The sequence below is a fragment of the Thermocrinis sp. genome (genome assembly GCF_036781485.1).
In the GTDB taxonomy this organism is placed as follows: Bacteria; Aquificota; Aquificia; order Aquificales; family Aquificaceae; genus Thermocrinis.
In genome coordinates this window covers 52,932-71,381 of sequence record NZ_DAIQAX010000002.1, presented here as the reverse complement: position 1 = coordinate 71,381, position 18,450 = coordinate 52,932, and the positions used below count along the sequence as shown (strand labels likewise).

At 40.8% G+C, this 18,450-nt stretch carries 16 protein-coding genes and 1 tRNA gene; 5 read left to right on the top strand and 12 right to left on the bottom strand.

What is annotated here, in order from left to right; all coding sequences use genetic code 11:
* Positions 1-77 precede the first annotated feature (77 nt).
* The 6 genes from nadD to rimM are packed head-to-tail and all read right to left on the bottom strand — an operon-like array spanning position 78 to position 6,088.
* Complete coding sequence (gene nadD / locus V7P40_RS01925; protein WP_333784283.1) at positions 78-671, bottom strand: nicotinate (nicotinamide) nucleotide adenylyltransferase; 594 nt, start codon at positions 669-671, stop codon at positions 78-80.
* On the bottom strand, positions 668-1,966 hold the full coding sequence (gene der / locus V7P40_RS01920; protein ID WP_333784282.1) for a ribosome biogenesis GTPase Der: 1,299 nt from the start codon (positions 1,964-1,966) through the stop codon (positions 668-670). The genes nadD and der overlap by 4 nt, the downstream gene beginning before the upstream one ends.
* Complete coding sequence (locus V7P40_RS01915; protein WP_333784281.1) at positions 1,963-3,066, bottom strand: metallophosphoesterase; 1,104 nt, start codon at positions 3,064-3,066, stop codon at positions 1,963-1,965. The genes der and V7P40_RS01915 overlap by 4 nt, the downstream gene beginning before the upstream one ends.
* A complete protein-coding gene (locus V7P40_RS01910; RefSeq protein WP_333784280.1) occupies positions 3,063-3,731 on the bottom strand; it encodes a response regulator transcription factor in 669 nt (222 codons plus the stop codon). The genes V7P40_RS01915 and V7P40_RS01910 overlap by 4 nt, the downstream gene beginning before the upstream one ends.
* Entirely contained in the window at positions 3,728-5,566 is a 1,839-nt protein-coding gene (gene oadA, locus V7P40_RS01905) for a sodium-extruding oxaloacetate decarboxylase subunit alpha (RefSeq protein ID WP_333784279.1), read from the bottom strand. Before oadA ends, V7P40_RS01910 begins: the two co-directional genes overlap by 4 nt.
* Before the next feature lie 12 nt (positions 5,567-5,578).
* Positions 5,579-6,088 carry a ribosome maturation factor RimM gene (gene rimM, locus V7P40_RS01900; protein ID WP_333784278.1) on the bottom strand — a complete coding sequence of 170 codons (510 nt, stop codon included), beginning with the start codon at positions 6,086-6,088 and terminating at the stop codon, positions 5,579-5,581.
* Positions 6,089-6,153: 65 nt separating this feature from the next.
* Between rimM and V7P40_RS01895 the strand changes: the two genes are divergently transcribed.
* Positions 6,154-7,266, top strand: coding sequence for a nitronate monooxygenase family protein (locus V7P40_RS01895; RefSeq protein WP_333784378.1), 1,113 nt, complete (start codon positions 6,154-6,156; stop codon positions 7,264-7,266).
* Positions 7,267-7,657: 391 nt separating this feature from the next.
* On the top strand, positions 7,658-8,545 hold the full coding sequence (locus V7P40_RS01890) for a GGDEF domain-containing protein (RefSeq protein ID WP_333784277.1): 888 nt from the start codon (positions 7,658-7,660) through the stop codon (positions 8,543-8,545).
* On the opposite strand, the gene V7P40_RS01885 is transcribed toward V7P40_RS01890, so the two are convergent.
* Positions 8,542-9,879: an MATE family efflux transporter gene (locus V7P40_RS01885; protein WP_333784276.1), complete on the bottom strand. Its 1,338-nt coding sequence runs from the start codon at positions 9,877-9,879 to the stop codon at positions 8,542-8,544. The genes V7P40_RS01890 and V7P40_RS01885 overlap by 4 nt on opposite strands.
* Positions 9,872-10,621, bottom strand: coding sequence for a patatin-like phospholipase family protein (locus V7P40_RS01880; RefSeq protein WP_333784275.1), 750 nt, complete (start codon positions 10,619-10,621; stop codon positions 9,872-9,874). The genes V7P40_RS01885 and V7P40_RS01880 overlap by 8 nt, the downstream gene beginning before the upstream one ends.
* A 24-nt stretch (positions 10,622-10,645) precedes the next feature.
* Here V7P40_RS01880 and V7P40_RS01875 point away from each other — a divergent pair, with 24 nt between their 5' ends.
* The 3 genes from V7P40_RS01875 to V7P40_RS01865 are packed head-to-tail and all read left to right on the top strand — an operon-like array spanning position 10,646 to position 14,475.
* Positions 10,646-11,485, top strand: coding sequence for an ATP phosphoribosyltransferase regulatory subunit (locus V7P40_RS01875; protein WP_333784274.1), 840 nt, complete (start codon positions 10,646-10,648; stop codon positions 11,483-11,485).
* 9 nt (positions 11,486-11,494) lie between these two features.
* Positions 11,495-12,445 carry an acetyl-CoA carboxylase carboxyltransferase subunit alpha gene (locus V7P40_RS01870; RefSeq protein WP_333784273.1) on the top strand — a complete coding sequence of 317 codons (951 nt, stop codon included), beginning with the start codon at positions 11,495-11,497 and terminating at the stop codon, positions 12,443-12,445.
* Positions 12,442-14,475, top strand: coding sequence for a DUF3536 domain-containing protein (locus V7P40_RS01865; RefSeq protein ID WP_333784272.1), 2,034 nt, complete (start codon positions 12,442-12,444; stop codon positions 14,473-14,475). The genes V7P40_RS01870 and V7P40_RS01865 overlap by 4 nt, the downstream gene beginning before the upstream one ends.
* On the opposite strand, the gene rsmI is transcribed toward V7P40_RS01865, so the two are convergent.
* The 4 genes from rsmI to V7P40_RS01845 all read right to left on the bottom strand — a co-directional run bounded on the left by rsmI (position 14,447) and on the right by V7P40_RS01845 (position 18,381).
* Entirely contained in the window at positions 14,447-15,124 is a 678-nt protein-coding gene (gene rsmI / locus V7P40_RS01860) for a 16S rRNA (cytidine(1402)-2'-O)-methyltransferase (protein ID WP_333784271.1), read from the bottom strand. The two genes, V7P40_RS01865 and rsmI, sit on opposite strands and share 29 nt — an antisense overlap.
* A 1-nt stretch (position 15,125) precedes the next feature.
* A complete protein-coding gene (locus V7P40_RS01855; protein WP_333784270.1) occupies positions 15,126-15,923 on the bottom strand; it encodes a universal stress protein in 798 nt (265 codons plus the stop codon).
* A complete protein-coding gene (gene gyrB, locus V7P40_RS01850; protein WP_333784269.1) occupies positions 15,916-18,291 on the bottom strand; it encodes a DNA topoisomerase (ATP-hydrolyzing) subunit B in 2,376 nt (791 codons plus the stop codon). The genes V7P40_RS01855 and gyrB overlap by 8 nt, the downstream gene beginning before the upstream one ends.
* Positions 18,292-18,305: 14 nt before the next feature.
* Positions 18,306-18,381, bottom strand: a tRNA-Glu gene (locus V7P40_RS01845).
* Positions 18,382-18,450 lie beyond the last annotated feature (69 nt).

Below are 18,450 nucleotides of genomic sequence, written 5' to 3'. Positions count from 1 at the left end.
AAGGATTTTCTTGTTGTCAACCTCTAACAAAAAACAGCTGCCAGTAACACCTTCGACCCCACCATAAAAACCTACTCTCATTTGTAAAGGCCTTTGCTAAGTATATAACTTTCTACACACGCAGGAACAAGCCAAGTTATACTTTTTCCTTCTTTAACCCTACGCCTTATTTCCGTAGAAGAAATATCAATTCTTCTTATACTGAGGATGATGTAATCTGTATCCTCTATTAGCTCTGGGAACCTCTCCTTTAGGTAAGCCTTTACCTCTTTCCCCTTTGACCCTCTGTCTACAATTATGAACCTTGCTAACTTTACCAAAGTGGCTGGATCTTTCCAGAGGTGTAGGTTTAGGACACTGTCCACGCCTACCAAAAAAGTAGGTTTGTCCTTAAGCTCTTGAAAAAGCTCCTTTGCTGTATCCACTGTGTAAGATATACCCTTTCTGTTTATTTCTATCGAGCTTACAGAAAAACCATTAACATTCTCTATGGCAAGCTTTAGCATATGAAGTCTTTCCTCTGGACTTGCTTTGTGAGGTTCTTTGAGTGGTGCTTGGTAAGCAGGGACAAAGACCACCTCTTGCACTTTTAGCTCTTCCAGGACGTCCCTTGCCACTAAAAGATGTCCCAGATGAACTGGGTCAAAGCTTCCGCCAAAGAAGACTTTCATCTTTCCTCTTCCCTCGACCTAAGCACAAGCTTTATCGGAGAGTACTTTATATCTAAGTATTCCCTAAGCTTTCTCTCAAAGAATCTTTTGTAATTGCTCTTCCAGCCCTCTGGATAGTTCGTGTATAAAACTACGGTGGGAGGTTTTGTTGTTTCTTGATAGGCATAGTAGATCTTTACCTCCTTACCTTGATAACTTGGAGGGGCTTTTTCAGAGATAATCTTTTCGACTGCTCTATTTATGAACGAAGTTTTGTGCTGCTTGCAGTAATCTCTATAGACCAACAGGGCGCTTTCTAGCAACCGCTCTATCCCTTTGCGCTCCGTTGCCACTGTAAGCACCACTGGCGCATAATCCAAAAAGTAAAGTCTTTGTCTTATGTAAGCCTCTGCTTCTTTTTCTTTTAGATTAGTAAGGTCAAACTTGTTTCCTACTATTACGCATCCTTTGTATCTTCTTTCTACCAAGCTACCTATCTTTTGATCCTGATGAGTTACACCCTCCGATAGATCCACCACTAAGCACACTACATCAGACATTTCAATAGCCTTTATGGATCTTCCCACTGAGAAAAACTCTATGCCATATTCCACCTTTGAAGGTCTTCTTATTCCGGCGGTATCAACCAATATCAAAGACTCTCCCTCGTACTCAAAAAATATCTCTACGGCGTCCCTTGTGGTTCCAGCTATAGGGGAAACGATGACTCTGTCACTGCGGAGTATAGCATTTACCAAGGAAGACTTTCCAACGTTAGGCCTACCTACAAAGGATAGCCTTATACCTTCTTGTGGTATAACCTCTTTACTTTCTGCAACATGAGAGAAAACATCATCCAAAAGTTCTACTATACCTTTACCGTGTTGGGCTGATACTGGATAAACCTTTTCAAAACCTAAAGTGAAGAAATCATACAAGTTTGATTGTGCGACTTTTGTATCCATTTTATTCACAACTAAAAAGACCTTTTCTTTGTATGGATAAAGTAGTTTTGCCACCGACTGGTCCGCAGAGGTAATACCCTCTTTGCCATCAACTACAAAAAGAATGGCATCCGCTTCTTCTAAAAGTTTTTGTACTCGTTTTTTTATCTCCTTAGTTATGTATTCTTCACTTTCAACAAGACCTCCTGTATCTACCATCTTAAATTTTCTTCCCCTCCATTCTCCCACCGATTCTACAGCATCCCGCGTAACACCTGGCATATTATGAACTATGCTTATCCTTTTGCCCACAATACGGTTGAACAGTGTTGATTTTCCTACGTTTGGCCTTCCTACTATAACTAGTTTCACTTTTTAACTATATCTATTATAGCCATATCTGGTGGAGCAAATAGTCTCATGGGTGGTCCTCCCGTGCCTACCCCCTTGCTAACAAAAAGATGGCTTCCCTTTCCCAAATACACCCATCCTGCGTTTGCTTCAAAAAGCTTGGGAATTATAAACTTCCCTACTGGATAATAAACTCCCCCATGTGTATGTCCAGAAAGCATCAGGTCAAACATTCCCACAGCTCTTTTGTCCAACCTTGGTTTATGCTTTAGGAATAGCACAAATTTATCCCTTGTTGCATTTTTGATTAGGTCATACTCATTTATCGGACCTACGCAAGCATTGAAGAATCTACAGTCATCGTCATCCACGCCTGCCAACAGCATAAAGCCTAAATCTATTACCTCTCCCCTTAAAAGTTTAAACCCTGCAGACTGGGTAAACTCCACCGCTTGATCCACACCTCTGTAATACTCATGATTGCCAAGGACTGCAAACTTTCCCATAGAGGGATTGATATGCGCCAAGGCAAGCGCCAACCCGTCCTTCCTTTTCATATTTCCATCAACTAAATCTCCAGTGGATACCAGGATATCAGGTTTGTAGGTTTCATATACTCCTTTTATCAATTCTATCTTGTCCATGCCCATAACTGGTCCGAGATGAACGTCGGATATGTGCATTATTCTTACTCGTTCCAACGGAAGCTTCTGGGTTTCAAACTTAAAGTGATAGACCACTGGGTTCAAAGTTTCGTAATAGCTGTAAGCGGACAAGCTGAAGGATAGGATCAAGGCGATGGCGAGGGTTGTTTTTCTGGAAGGCTTGGGCAGAGGATTTATGCCAAAAACTCTGTGAGAGAATTTAACAAACAAGGCATAAAGGTCAAATAGAAGAAAGGAAAAGATCAAATATACCAAAAAGCCCATGTATAATAGGGCAAACAAACCCGCAAAGTAACTCAATTTAGGAGACAAATTAGCATCCGCATACCTCATAAGTAAAGGAGAAAGGTAGCCCAAAAGGATTATAGGAAGGAAAATTGGACGTTTTAGCTTTAAAAATACATAGAGGTTCATAAGAAAGTAAATTCCTAAGAAGGTTAAAATAAACCAACTCATAACGCTTCTAATTTATAACCCACACCTCTGATAGTTTTTATCCATTCGCCCTCTTTGCCTAACTTTTCCCTTAGGTTTTTTACATGAACGTCTATGGTTCTGTCGTAAACTTCTTTTTTTAGCACTTCTTCCAAAAGATACTCCCTACTTACAGGCTTTTGGTAATTTTCCAACAGAGTTTTTAAAATAAGAAACTCTGTTTTTGTTAAGTTAATCCTTTCGCTTCCTCTTCTGACTTCCATCTTTTCTAAATCTATGCTAAGACTTCCCAGATTGACAATTCCTCCACCTTTTAGTGTTCCGTATCTTTTTAAAACTGCCTTTACACGAGCCAAGAACTCCTTTATGGAGAAGGGTTTGGTTATGTAATCGTCCGCACCAAGCTCAAAGCCCTTTAGCTTGTCCTCTTCCATAGTTTTTGCAGTAAGAAAGATTATGGGCACATCCTTTGTATAAGGTAAAGATTTTAGAGAACTTGCCACTCTAAAACCGTCCAAAGAAGGAACCATTATATCCAAAACGAACAGATCTGGTCTTTCATCTTTTACCTTCTCTAACAGATCAATTCCTTTACTGAAACAGAGAACATTAAAGCCTTCCTTTTGAAGGTGATAGGCTATGAGTTCAGAAAGGTCTGTGTCATCCTCAAGCAGGAAAATCCTCATGCTTTAGGCTTGATCTTTACTACCACCTCGTCTGGGTTTATAGCTTCACCCACCTGAGCAAGCACCTCTTCCACGATCCCATCTATGGGTGAGTGGATTTCATTTTCCATCTTCATAGCCTCCACAACAAACAGAACGTCCCCTTCCTTTACCTCATCTCCAGGTTTGACCTTTATATTCACTATCCTACCGGATATAGGTGAAGCAACATCTCCCAGTCCTATGGGTTTGGACCTTTTGGGTTTTATTTCTGTACCAAGTGTGGAAATATCTCCGCTTACCACGTCGCTTGGCTTCATCTCCCTTATTGGTTTTAACAGCACCTCTTCCAACCTTCCGTCTAACCTTATAAAGAAAGTTTTTCCTTCCTGAGTGGGCTCTCCTCTTCCTGCTATTTGCACATGATACTGCTCTCCATGAACTGTGATCATGAACTCAACGGGAATGTTTTCCCTCTTTTCCTCTACCATTTCCTGCTCGGGTATGTAAGGCTCACCCCTTTCTCTCCACTCAAAAAACTCCTTTGCCACTAATGGAAACAGAGCGTAAGAAAGAATATCTTCCTCACTCTTTGCTCCAGCTTTTGTTGCCTCCTCTTTTACTTTATCCAACTCCGGCTCTAAAAGGTCTGCAGGTCTGATGTGATAGACGGGTTTTTCGTCTCCAAGGATTTTTTTGATGATTTCCTCCTTTATGGGTGCTGGTGGCCTACCGTATAGACCCTTTACGTAATCTTTAACTTCCTTTGTAACCACCTTATACCTCTCGCCGTGAAGCACGTTTAAAAAGGCTTGGGATCCCACTATCTGACTAGTAGGGGTTACCAAAGGTGGATAGCCAAGGTCTTCTCTGACCCTTATTACCTCTTCTAAAACTTCTTGTAGTCTTTCTTCCATACCCTGCTCTCTAAGTTGGCTTATAAAGTTGGTTATCATCCCACCGGGCACTTGATGCAGTAAAACTCCCACATCTGGATAGGGTGGTAGCACGTCGTATTTTTTATATTTTTTCCTTACATTTACAAAAAGGTCTCCTGCCCTTTGGTATAGCTTTTCATCCACATCCACTTTATATCCAAACTCCCTAAGGACGTATATCATCGTTTCTCCCGCTGGATGGGAAGTCTGAGAAGACAGGGAATAAAAGGCAGTATCTATCATGTCTGCACCAGCTTCTATACCTTTAAGTTGGGCCATCTCTGCCAAGTTTGCGGTGGTCTGAGTGTGAAGATGGACGGGGTATTTGGGAAATTCGGACTTTAACGCACTTACCAAGTCATAGCATACCTTTGGAGACAACAGACCCGCCTGATCTTTTATAGAAATAATATCTATTCCCATATCCACAAGCTCTCTTGCAACATTCACGTAATACTCCACATTGTGAACTGGACTTATGGTATAAGAGAGCACTCCCTTTACTATAGCCCCCACTTTCTTGGCAGTTTCTATCGCCTTTTTTAAGTTTCTGGTATCGTTAAGAGCATCAAATATCCTAAAGACCTCTATACCGTTATCGTAAGCCTTCTTAACAAACAGCTCCACCACATCGTCTGGATAGTGCCTGTAGCCAACTATATTTTGACCCCTAAGGAGCATTTCAAGTTTTGTGTTAGGTGTGCGCTCTTTGAACTTTCTTAAACGCTCCCAAGGGTCCTCTTTGAGGTACCTAAGACACACATCAAAGGTAGCCCCTCCCCAAACTTCCAAAGAGTAAAAGCCACACTTATCTAGGATCTCTATAACTTCAAGCATATCTTCTGTTCTCACCCTGGTGGCAAGCAGGGACTGGATACCATCTCTTAGAGATACATCTGTTATTTCTATTTTTCGCATCCTGAAAAAAAATTATAAATTAAACAGCTCTTCCAAAGCACTGGCAACCACCAAATATCCCTCCTCAGGCTTAACATCCAAAACAAACACTTTTTTAAACGGGATGAGCACTTTTCCACCATCTACTTCCAGATATAAGCTATCCTTTACTTCCACAACTCCGCTTACCTTTCCTAAGTATTTACCACTATCGCTCCTAACCTCTAAGCCTTCCAGTTCAAAAAAGTAATACTCTCCTTCTTTTCTCTTTGGGAGCTCCTCTGATGGAAGAAAAACCTTTGCACCTACTAATTTTTTTGCCTTTTCTTGGCTACTTATATCTTTTAACTTCAAAATGATCCACCTTTTACCGTGCACTTTTACTTTCTCAACTTCAAAAGGGATATAATCGCCACCCCTTTTTTTAAAGAATACTCTTCTTATATTCTTCCACTCCCTTTGGGGTAAGTATGCTTCCACCTTAAGATCTTGGTTCAAACCAAAGGTGTCTATCACCTTACCTACAACTACAAAATTTTCCATACTAAGCTTGCAACAGCTGTTAGTATTGATTAAATTATAGGACAATAAGCTTGTAAAGGAGTGCGATTATGTTAAAACCCTTAAAAATAGGAAAGATAGAGCTGGATGTTCCCATAATACAAGGTGGTATGGGAGTTGGTTTATCGTGGGAAAGGTTGGCGGGAGCTGTTGCAAGAGAAGGTGCGATGGGTGTTATATCTGCGGTTGGCACTGGATATAGATTTCCAGAATTAGTTAAAAGGGATAAATTTGGACGGCCCATAGGTTCAATATACACTCACAGCAAAGAAGCTCTTACATTGATGGTAAAGAGAGCCAAGGAAAGCTCCCAAGGCAAAGGTGCCATTGGTGTGAATATTCTTTACGCAATAACCGACTACGGCAGAGTGCTACAAGATGCAATAGAAGCTGGAGCTGATGCCATCATAACCGGTGCTGGATTACCTCTTAGAATGCCAGAGTACGCGCAAGGTGCAGATGTAGCTCTTATTCCCATAGTCTCTTCTGCAAGGGCTTTGAACTTAATATGCAGAACATGGGAAAAGAAATACAAAAGATTACCCGATGCGGTTATCTTAGAGGGGCCCAAATCTGGAGGACATCAGGGATTTAAATACGAAGAGTGCTTTATGCCAGAGTATCAATTGGAGAACCTTTTCCCTTCGGTGTTAGAAGAGAGTAAAAAATGGGGCGATATTCCCGTGATAGTGGCTGGTGGTGTTTGGAGTTATAAGGATATAGTATGGTATATGGAACGTGGGGCAAGCGGGGTGCAAATGGCAACGCGTTTTATCGCCACAGTGGAGTGTGATGCACCAGACATTTACAAAGAGATCATACTGAAAGCTGAGGAGGAAGACATAATTCTCTTTAAATCCCCGGTGGGTTATCCACTCAGGGTGGTAAAAACGCCTTTCATAGAGAGACTCTTGCTTGGATACAACGGTTGGAACGGGTGTATATCCCACTGTGTGATGCCTTGCAACAAAGGTGAAGAGGCAAAAAAGGTTGGCTTTTGTATAGCAGACAGGTTGGGCGCAGCATGGCTTGGGGATTACGAGGAGGGCATATTCATAAGCGGTGCCAATGGACATCTATTAAAAAAGCAAGGTATAATAACTGTAAGAGAATTAATAGAAATCCTTACTGGTAAAAGGGAAGATCCTGCATCGGTATAAGGATTATAATTACTAAAACTTTGGGTGAGAAATTAATTTAGAGCCAAAGTTTTGTAATAAAAACCTCTAACACCCAGCGGGATAAACAGAAATTCTTAAAAAAACAGGGATGCAGAAGATAAGGCGGCAGGGGTTTAACTTTGTGAGCGGATGGAGAAGGGGTATCACTTTGCTTGCTTGTTTGTATGCTTATGCAGTAGGCTACAGTTTATACAAAAAAATTATAATTATATTAAGCTGGAGTAAAGCTTAAGGGGGTCTAAGGTTGGATATAAAGTCCTGCCCACTGTATGAGAAACTCATTAAAAATGAGCCTCTGAATGAGTCTGAGTCTAAACTTCTGTTGGAGATTGTAAAAGAAGAGCTCAAGTTTTTATTGAAGAATAATATATTGCCAACTCCAAAAAACTACGAAAGATGGTTTTATATATTCTGTGCTTTAATTGCAAGTGGGCAAAAGTTAGAAGATGAAGCTATAATAAATATCTACAATACCTATAAAGAAGATGTGACAATTACGAACATAAAAATAGACATTAAACATACTATCCAAGCGTTAGGTGATATTGTTAATGAACTTCAAGGAACATTAAAAGAGAGCTACGAACATATTTCAATTAAGGAAGAGAAGTTGACAGAACTACAAGAAAAGAAAGAAACCAACCACTTTGTATCGTCAGTATTGTTAGATTTGCTGATGTACGTAAAAGACCTAAAGCAGCAAAATGAAAAATTCCTGAAGAGGATAGAGCAGCAGCAAAAAGTTATAAGTGAATTGAAAACTAAGCTTGAAATAGTTGAAGCTGAAGCAAATATAGATCCATTAACTAATTTGTTCAACAGACGATCTATAGAAAGATCTTTGGAAGAGTTTTTTAACCTTTGCAAAAAATCTCAGACCTCTTTTAGTATAGTAATGATAGACCTTGATAATTTTAAGCAAATAAATGACAATTACGGACATCATGTAGGTGATCTGGTCTTGGCAAAAGTGGCAAGAATTTTGAGAACCAGTATGCGGGCAAAGGACATAATAGGAAGGTGTGGAGGTGACGAGTTCATAGCTATTATGCCTAACACTAATATAGAACAAGCAACAGTCATAGTGCAGAGACTAAAGTCTAATTTAGAAAAAATGGAGATAATAGCAAAGGGTAAAAGATTTAAAGTATCCATAAGTGCGGGAGTTGTGGAGTGTAATCAGAGGTATAAGGATTGGCGTGATATGATAAAAGAAGTAGACGCCCTAATGTACAGAGACAAAAAGAAAAAGAATTAAACTAACTTAGAAATAGTCTTTTTATAAGCAAAGTAAAATATAGCTGCTCTTAGTGTGGTTTCTATACTCATAAAAACCCAGGGTACAAGGGGAGAAGGAAAAATTTTTAAAAAAATATATGATGGGATTATTCTGAAAAACCAGAAGGAGGTTATGTTAATTATAAGAGGGATTTGGGTTTTCCCCATGCCCTTTAAGGCTCCGGAGTATATGCTTGCATAAGCCATCTGAGGCTGGGACAGAGCTACAATTACCAGGTAATAAACTGCCAAATGTATGACCTCTTTGTCCTTCACGAGCAATTGCGAAAGCTTATCTGGGAATGCTATCAAAAAAACGCCAACCAGCCCCATTATAAAAGCGGTAAGGTGTGCGGTCGTAGATATTCCATATTTCAAACCTCTGTAGTTTTTAGCCCCAAAGTTCTGTCCAGATATCACCGTAGATGCAATCATAAAACCAAAGCCAATCATAAAAGATACACTTTCTACTCTAAGCCCCACTTGATGGGCTGCAAGAGCCTTATCTCCAAAGCTTGCTACCATACCAACGAATACATTAAAGGATAGACTGGTTATCCCTCTCTCCAACGCGGTAGGTGTGCCTATTCTGAGTATTCTAAAAAGAACCTCTTTCTCAAGACTAAACCGTATGGGAAAGGGTTTTTTATAGGATAGATAAAGATATAAGTAAGCTAAAAGTCCAAAGATTTCCGAGAAGGCTACGCCCCAGCCAGCCCCTTTCACTTCCAATTTCGGAAAACCAAATTTGCCGTAGATGAGCAGATAGGCAGAACTAATGTTTATAAAACTCATAAAGAGTGCTACTTTAAAAGGGCTTTTTGTATCTCCATAGCCATTGTAGGCGGCGTAAAATGTGTTTGTGATAAAACCAACGATGATAAACGTAAAAATGGGTTCTAAATATTCTGAAGATAGTTTGGCTACTTCCTCAGAAGCGCCAAACTTGACCATCAAAAAGGTTGTGAGATCTGTTCCAAAGAAGGTAAGGGGTAGGGCTATAAGGAATGATATGATCAAGCCCCATAGAAAGACGGGAGAGGGGTCTTTGCTCGCTCCGACCCTCTGAGCTACTAACACAGACGTACCAGTATAAGAGAGTGCCATAAGGGAGTATATAAACCACAGCATACTTGCGGAGTATCCCACACTGGCTACTGCGGTGGAAGAAATCCCAGACACTAAAACTATGGAAACCAAACTCTCTACTGTGTAAAGAAGGTTTGAAAGAATAATAGGTAGTGCAAGCTTTGTAACTTTTTTAGCTATTCTAGTCCTACTTTCTGAAGGATCTACAATAAGCTTATTACTCATATTTTAGTTCCTTCACAACCTCTAAACACTTCCTATAGCCAGCCTGATAAATTTCATCTATCTTCCACAAGTTATACAAACTATACTTTTCTAATTCTGGCACGATTAAGAGGTTGCATAATTCTCTCCTTTTCTCTGCGTTGGACCTGACGGCAAGCACAAAGCTCCTGAGTAGAATACTTATTATAGTTTTTGGTTTATCTATATTATCTGTGGGATTTACGTCCACACCTACCACCGGTATACCCCTTTCCAAAAAGGGTTCTACTGGCAGGTTATTAGTAATCCCTCCATCTACTAGTAGAAAATGTCTGTATCTGACAGGCTCAAAAATACCTGGCAAAGCACAACTTCCCAAAACGATTCTATAAAGATCACCTTCTGAAAAGTAAACGGTTTTTCCAGTAATTATGTCAAGAGCGCACACATGAAACTCTTTTTCCAAATCTTCTATCCTATCCACTTGCAAGTATTTTCTGAGAAACTTCTCTCCTTCCGAAAGAGAGAAAAAACCAAGCTTAGGTATCCTTGGTTTTATGTATTTAATCCACTCTTTAGCCTTTACTATCTCCAGCATCTCATCGGGTGTATAACCTGCGCAGTAGAATGCACCCACCAGAGCACCTGCGCTAACTCCGCTAACTCCGACTATCTCAAAACCAACCTCCTCCAAAGCCTTTATAACACCTATGTGGGCTACACCCCTTACTGCACCACCTGAAAGAACTAAGTTTATCTTCATAAAAGTTATAATTTTACCGAAACAATGATTATCCCAGAAGGAGAAAGATTTTTCAACTTTGAGGATTCTAAAAAACTCAAAGAGACCTTTGTAAAAGCCTGCCAACTTTTTGAAGATTACAAATTTATCCAGCTTCCTACTTTAGAGGTTTATTATCCAAAGGAGGCGGAGCTTTACAAACCCTTTCTGATAGACACTCAGTTTGATGGAAGTTATTTAGCTCTTAGATCCGATTGGACTATAAGCTTGATAAGGTATCTCAATAGCTTCAAAAAAGTTGATCTACCTCTAAAAGTTTTTTACTGGGGACCCGTCTTTACTCCAAAAGACTTAGAGAGGTTCCAAATGGGAGTAGAGTTGATAGGTTTTAGCTTTCCAGAGGGAGAGTATGAAGTCATAAGCAGGTTGGTGGAGTATCTTCTAAGTTTGGGACTGAAAGACCTATCCATTATACTGGGCCACATGGGCATAGTAGAAAGGCTTTGCAAGAGCGAGCAAAGCAAAGAAAGGCTGAGGAAAAAGAGCTTTTCTGGATTAGAGGAAGGGGACCCTTTGTATCACCTTCTGAGGGCTTACGGAGGGAGCGAAGTTTTGGACGAGTTTTCAAAAAAGTTTACTGAGTTTACCGCTGAATGTGAAGAGTTAAAGCGTTTGGGGGAGCTTTTAAAGGATTGCAAAGCTAAGGTTTTCTATGATCTTTCGGAAATTAGAAGGCAAGAATATTACACGGGTATAGTTTTTGAGATATTCCATCCAGGAGTGGGATACCCTATCGCTGGCGGCGGAAGGTATGATAATCTCTTTTTACAGTCTAAAGCCGTAGGTGGGGCGGTGTATCTTGAAGCCCTTTTGGACGTTTTATAATCTTTCTGTATGTTTTTAGAGTTTGAAAAAGAGCTGGCAGAGCTGAATCAAAAGATCGTACAACTTAAAAAACTTTATCAATTAGGGGAAAAAGACAAGGAAAGAGATCTTAGGAAACTTCAAAGGGAGTTTAGGAAAAAAAGTAAAGAAATATACTCAAAGCTTGATCCGTGGGAGAGGGTGCTGCTGGCAAGGCATCCACAGAGACCTCACACCTTAGACTACATAAAGCTCATCTTCAAAGACTTTATAGAACTGCACGGAGATAGAAAGTTTGGAGACGATAAGGCTATAGTGGCTGGCTTTGCCTATTTGGATGATATACCAGTAGCGATCATCGGACACGAAAAGGGAAGGACCACAAAGGAGAAAATGGAGAGAAACTTTGGCATGCCCCATCCGGAAGGCTACAGAAAAGCGGTAAGAATAGCCAAGCTTGCAGAGCATTACTGCTTGCCCGTTATTACCTTTATAGACACGCCAGGAGCTTACCCAGGTGTGGGTGCGGAAGAGAGGGGTCAGTCGGAAGCCATTGCGGATAGTCTTTACACCTTTGGATACCTAAAGGTCCCAGTGTTGGCAGTGGTTATAGGTGAAGGAGGTTCGGGAGGGGCTTTAGCTTTGGGTGTGGCAAACGTGGTTCTAATGCTTGAAAATGCCATATACTCTGTCATATCCCCAGAGGGTTGCGCTGCCATACTCTGGAAGGATCAGTCTAAGGTAAAGGAAGCTTCCAAAGCTCTGAAGCTAACCGCAAAAGACCTACTTGAGCTTGGTGTAATAGACGGAGTTATTCGGGAACCATTAGGTGGAGCCCATTGGGACTACGCAAGGATGGCAAGGCTTTTAAAACGATGTATAAAGGTTAATCTAAGAAGATTAATGGGTTTGAGCCAAGAGGAAATTGTAAGACACAGGATTGAGAAGTTTCGGAAAATTGGCTTTTTTGTGGAGCGATGAGGAACTTGATAATCCATGCCCATTTTTACCAACCTTACAGAGAAAATCCATACTTGGGCGAAATACCCATAGAGGACTCTGCCTTCCCTTTTGAGAATTGGAATGAAAGGATCTACAGGGAATGTTATCTGCCAGTAGCCTACGCCCATTACAGAGAGGAGGGTCTTACGAAGGACATAATAAACTGCTACCGTCACTTAAGCTTTAACATGGGATGGACCCTTTTGAGTTGGATAAAAAAGTATCACCCAGAGCTTATGGAAAAAATAAAAGAGGGGGCAGATCATAGTCTTGCCACATCCTTTAACCATACTATACTCCCCCTGGACCCTTTGGAGGACAAGCAGATACAGATATTCTGGGGCATAAGGACCTATGAGAAGTTTTTTGGTAGAAAACCTAAGGGGTTTTGGCTTCCAGAGCTGGCGGTGGATGAGGAAACCCTTGATCTTTTAAAAGAAAATGGCATAGAGTTTATTTTGCTCGCGTCCCACCAGGTTTCCGGTAAAGGAAATTACCTAAGGATTAACAATTTAGCAGTGTTTGTTTACGATGGGGAGCTTTCCCATGGTGTATCCTTTGGGGATTTACTCTGGGATGCGGAAAAGCTTTACAAAGCGATGATACACAAAGAGCCACCCGTTGTTATAGCTACAGACGGTGAAACCTTTGGCCATCACAAAAAGTTTGGAGAACTTGCCCTTGCTTACCTGTTTAAAAAACACTCAGAAAGCTTTACAACTTTGGAAGATTACTACAGATCTCACAAACCTACGGAAGAAGGCAAACTGGTCCCTTATACCTCCTGGAGCTGTCCTCATGGTGTGGAAAGATGGCGTTCAGACTGTGGATGCAGCACGGGAGGGCTGCCAGGCTGGCAACAAAAGTGGAGAAAGCCACTGAGGGAGGGACTGGAGGCAGTTAGGTATATGGTAAAAGAAAAGGCATACAGCATTTTGGAAAAGTACTTTAACGATCCCCAACTGGCAATTTTGTATTACATAGATGTATTACTTGAGGCTAATTCTAAGGAGGCAAAGGAAAATTATCTAAAAACCCACCTAAGGAAAAGTTTATCAGGGAGCGAGAGAATTAAGGTCTTTAAAGCGTTGTCTGCACTTACCTTTATGCAGTTTGCGTTTTCTTCCGACGGTTGGTTTTTTGCGGATATTTCTGGTATAGAAACGGTAAACAACCTCCTTTATGCCAAAAGGGCTATAGACTTGATGGATCTTAGGGAAGCGGAGGATGTTTTAACACAGTACTTAGCAGAGGCGCCCAGTAATCTTATAGAATACGGAAATGGTTTGGCTGTCTGGAACAAACTAGTCAAACCTAAGGTGTATAAACCAAGCGATATTGCTCACACAGCTCTCTTTCTTTATCTATCAGAAGCAAAGAAAGATAATCTTGGTTCTTGGAGTTTTAAAGTAAAAGAGAAAGGAGAAAGGTTTTTGGTTTACCTCAAAAACACTAACACGGAAGAAAGATTCTCATTTGAGTTTGGTTGGGACGAGCTCCACTTAGAAAAACTTCCTCCAAGCTACTTGAAAATGGTTCTAGAATCATGGATAAGGTCCTATGAAGACGCATACCTTAATTTTGTCTCTGATTATGCCTATCTTCTGGAAGAGATACTCTACTATGCTAAGTCTAAACATTTTTGGTCCTTAAAAGACGCTAAGACTCATCTTGAAACGCTTTACAAGTTAAAGCTGAAGAAAATGATAGAAAACAGAGACGTAAAAGGTATAAAACTTGTTATGCATAAAGCGGAGGAACTTGGTTTAGATTTGAGTATTCACGAATTAAAGCAGTCCTTTGTAAGGCTATGTATTGAAAAACTGGAGGAAGAGGAAGAACTTTTGGAACTAATAGAGCTTATAAAGAACTACAACAGAAAGGTAGGAAAATTTGAACTTATGATAGATCTTTGGGAGGTTCAGAACGCCCTTTGGGAAAGAAAAGAGAACATAAAAGACAGGAGAATTTTCAACGTCCTTAATCTTCAACCATATGCCACAGGATAACTAGCTCACCTTTTATTTCTCCTCTTCTGTTTAACTCGTCGAGCACTTCTACCACCCTTCCCCTTATATACTCCTCGTGGACCTTTGTGAGCTCCCTGGCTACGCACACGGTTGTATTGTCTCCATAAACCTCTTTAATATTTTCCAAGGTTTTTATTAGCCTATTGGGAGATTCAAAGGCAATTATGGTGCTCTCTTTGTAAGCCTTTAGCTCTTCTAAAAAGTTGGTTAATCCTTTTTTGGGTAGAAATCCTACGAAGGTAAAGCGATCGGTAGGCAGACCGGAACCTACCAAAGCGGCAATTACCGCACTTGGACCTGGGATTACTTCTACAGGTATGCCTTTTTCAATGCAAGCTCTTATGAGTTTGTAACCTGGGTCTGATATAGAAGGAGTGCCCGCGTCAGTAACCAAAGCTACATCTTCCTTTTCCAAAAGCTTGACTATCTTAGGCACCTGAACGCTCTCTTTTGGCTCATAATAAGAAAGCAGCTTTTTACCTTCTATCTTGTAGTGATTTAGTAGTATGGACGTTCTGCGCGTGTCCTCGCAGGCTATGAAATTTACAGACTGAAGAACTTCCAGAGCCCTTAGTGTTATGTCTTTCAAATTTCCAATAGGCGTGCCTACAACGTACAGTTTCCCCATTTTACTTCACCAAAAAGATAGGTATGTTTAAGTGGTGAATTACAAAACTTGTAACGCTTCCTAAGAAAAGCTCTTTCACCCTTCCCTTAGAGAACGCTCCCATAAACAACAAATCGATTTCCTCTCTCTTACAATATTCTACCAATTTTTCTTCTGGAATGCCCTGCACGGTTACGTATTGGACATCAACCCCCACCTCATCAGAAAGGTCCTTTTCTCCCACATGCACTGCATACACTTTACCTTCAAAAACCTTAGCCAAAGATTTTGCTATATCTAAGGCTTTTTTTGCCGAAGCGCTACCGTCGTATCCTACGCAGAGTTTTTTTATCTGCCTTTTCTCTTCCGGCACAACCAACACAGGACAGGGCGATCTTCTAATCACTATGTCAGTAGTTGAACCAAGTAAAAAGCCAGAGACGGGTTTGTGAGATTTTCTCCCTAACACTATCAGATCTTCTGGATCTGCTTGAGAAAGGATTATTTGATATGGTTTGCCCATGCTTTGGTAAGAAGACACCTTAACTCCTTTTTCCCGCCCCAGTGCTAAAAACTCATCCAAGAGCACGCTTGCCTGTTCTTCAAAAAAATCTTTTAACTTAGCAGATATACCCGCATAGTAGTTAAAACCTAAGACTCCAGCTATGTCTTCCAAAAAACCCTCCTCAAGAATACGCTCGTCTATGATGTGCATACCAACCACTGGTATGTCAAGCTTTTGGCCTATAGTAAAGGCGTAATCTGCTGCAGTCCAACTTGTTGGTGACCCATCCAAACCTACTAATATTCTCTTAAACATCTAAGTTCCTTACCTCTTTGGCATAGGCTTCTATGAATTCTCTTCTTGGTTCCACTTGTTCTCCCATAAGTATGCTAAAGATTCTGTCTGCCTCCGCTCCATCTTCTATGGATACCCTCAAAAGCCTTCTATTTTTAGGGTTCATAGTAGTTTCCCAAAGTTGTTCTGGGTTCATCTCTCCAAGACCTTTGTATCTCTGAATTTCAAAACTGGTTTTAGCAAGTTCTGTAATTGAATCAAGAATGCTATGCAGATTATTAACCACCTTACTCTTTTTCTCCACCCACACTTCCACCGGAAGCTTTAGACCTATGCCTTCCAAGATTTGTTTATACGTAATTGAAGACAGAAGATCTGCATCTACTATGATTTTTTTGCCCACACTCCTGTCGGTAAACACAAGCTCGTAGGCGCCTTCCTGCTGGTCGTATTTTGTGCTTATGTTATAGTTTTTCACGCAATCCTTCAAGTTGTTTAGCTTTGCCTCAAGATCCTTCTCTTGTCTTAGATCCTTTTCTGTAAGACGATGCCTTAGTATACATTCTATTATCTCCTCTCCTTTTTTTCTAACCAATATCCTATAACCTTCCTCTATCTCCTTTAGCTTTTTAAGAATGTCTATGAGCCTATCGCCTCTGTATTCTACACCATCTGCATCCTTTAAAAGACCTTCTTTTTTTATGTAGCCGTATAGAAAATTCTCTAACTCTCGGTCATCTTTAAGATAAAAAACCGACTTTCCTTTTTTGACTCTATAAAGAGGAGGTTGGGCTATGTATAAGTAGCCGTTCTCTATAAGCTTAGGAAGGTATCTGTAAAAGAAGGTCAAAAGTAAGGTCCTTATGTGAGAGCCATCCACATCTGCATCAGTCATAAGAATTATCTTGTGATACCTGAGCTTAGAAAGGTCCATCTCCTCCCCTATCCCTGAACCTAAGGAGCTGACTATAGCCTTTATCTCTTCGTTTGAAAATATCTTGTCAAGCCTTGCTTTTTCTACATTTAGAATTTTTCCTCTCAAAGGTAAGACAGCCTGAAATCTTCTGTCTCTTCCCTGCTTGGCAGACCCACCTGCCGATTCTCCCTCTACGATGAAGAGCTCGCATTTTTTCGGATCCTTTTCGGAACAGTCCGCAAGTTTTCCGGGTAGTGTGCTATCCTCAAGGGGTGACTTTCTTCTTACAAGCTCTTTAGCTTTCTTTGCCGCCTCTCTTGCTAAGGCTGCCTCAATGGCTTTTTCAACTATTAGCCTTAGGATGTCTCTTTTATCTTCAAAGTAAATGGAAAGATTTTCATAGACTATGGACTCTACTATGTTTTTAACGTTTTGATTTCCGAGCTTGGTTTTTGTCTGTCCTTCAAACTGTGGTTCTGGCACCTTGCAAGAAACCACCGCAACTAAACCTTCCCTTAGGTCCTCTCCCGTTATTGTTTCCTTAAGGTCCTTTTGTATTTTGAGGCTTGGCAGGGCTCTCATAACAGCCTTCGTAAGCCCGGATCTAAAGCCTGTAACGTGTGTGCCCCCTTCTACTGTTTTTATGTTATTTACAAAGCTTTCAACTATCTCCTTATAGTCCTTTGTGTAAGAGAAAGCTATATCAACTATAACACCATCTGCTTCCCCTTGAATTCTGACGATCTCTTCAAAAAGTGGCTCTCTACCTACTGAAAGATAGGATACGAGTTCTTCTATCCCTCTTGTAAAGTGATAAAGAAGTTCTTTGTTTATTCTTTCATCCTTTAGTAAAAACCTACAGTTGGGATTTAGATAAGCTAACTCTCTAACACGCTTTTCAACTATGTCGTACTTTATCTTTGTTGTTTCAAAAATCTCTGGGTCTGGTTTGAAGGTAACCTTTGTGCCTCTCTTGGTGGTTTTTCCTACCGGCAAAACTTCTGTTAATGGTTCTCCTCTTCTGTATTCTTGTCTGTATATAATACCATCCCTATATACTTCAACAACGAGCCACTCAGAAAGGGCATTAACCACCGACGCACCCACGCCGTGAAGGCCACCAGAGTACCTATAAACCTTCTTGTCAAACTTTCCCCCTGCTCCCAGCATAGTAAATACCATCTGAACTGCAGGAATACCAGTTTCGGGGTGGATATCCACAGGAATACCTCTTCCGTTATCCTCTACGGTTATGGAGTTATCGCTGTGTATTATTAAAGATATCTGGTCAGCATAGCCTGCCATATGTTCATCTACAGCGTTGTCCAGGATTTCCCATATCAGGTGATGCAGACCCCTCTCTCCCACATCCCCTATATACATAGAGGGTCTTGTTCTTACGTGCTCTAAACCGGTTATTGCTTTGATTGCTTCTGCTTTATATTCTTCGGAGAAAATTTCTTTATCGCTCATGCTGTGCTTTAAAACACCCCCGGCGGGATTTGAACCCGCGTTCTCCGCCTTGAAAGGGCGGTGTCCTGGACCTGGCTAGACGACGGGGGCTAACAACATTTTATTTTAGCATATATCTTATCAGCAGTCAAGCGTTTCTGGAGGCTGTTCGAAAAATCC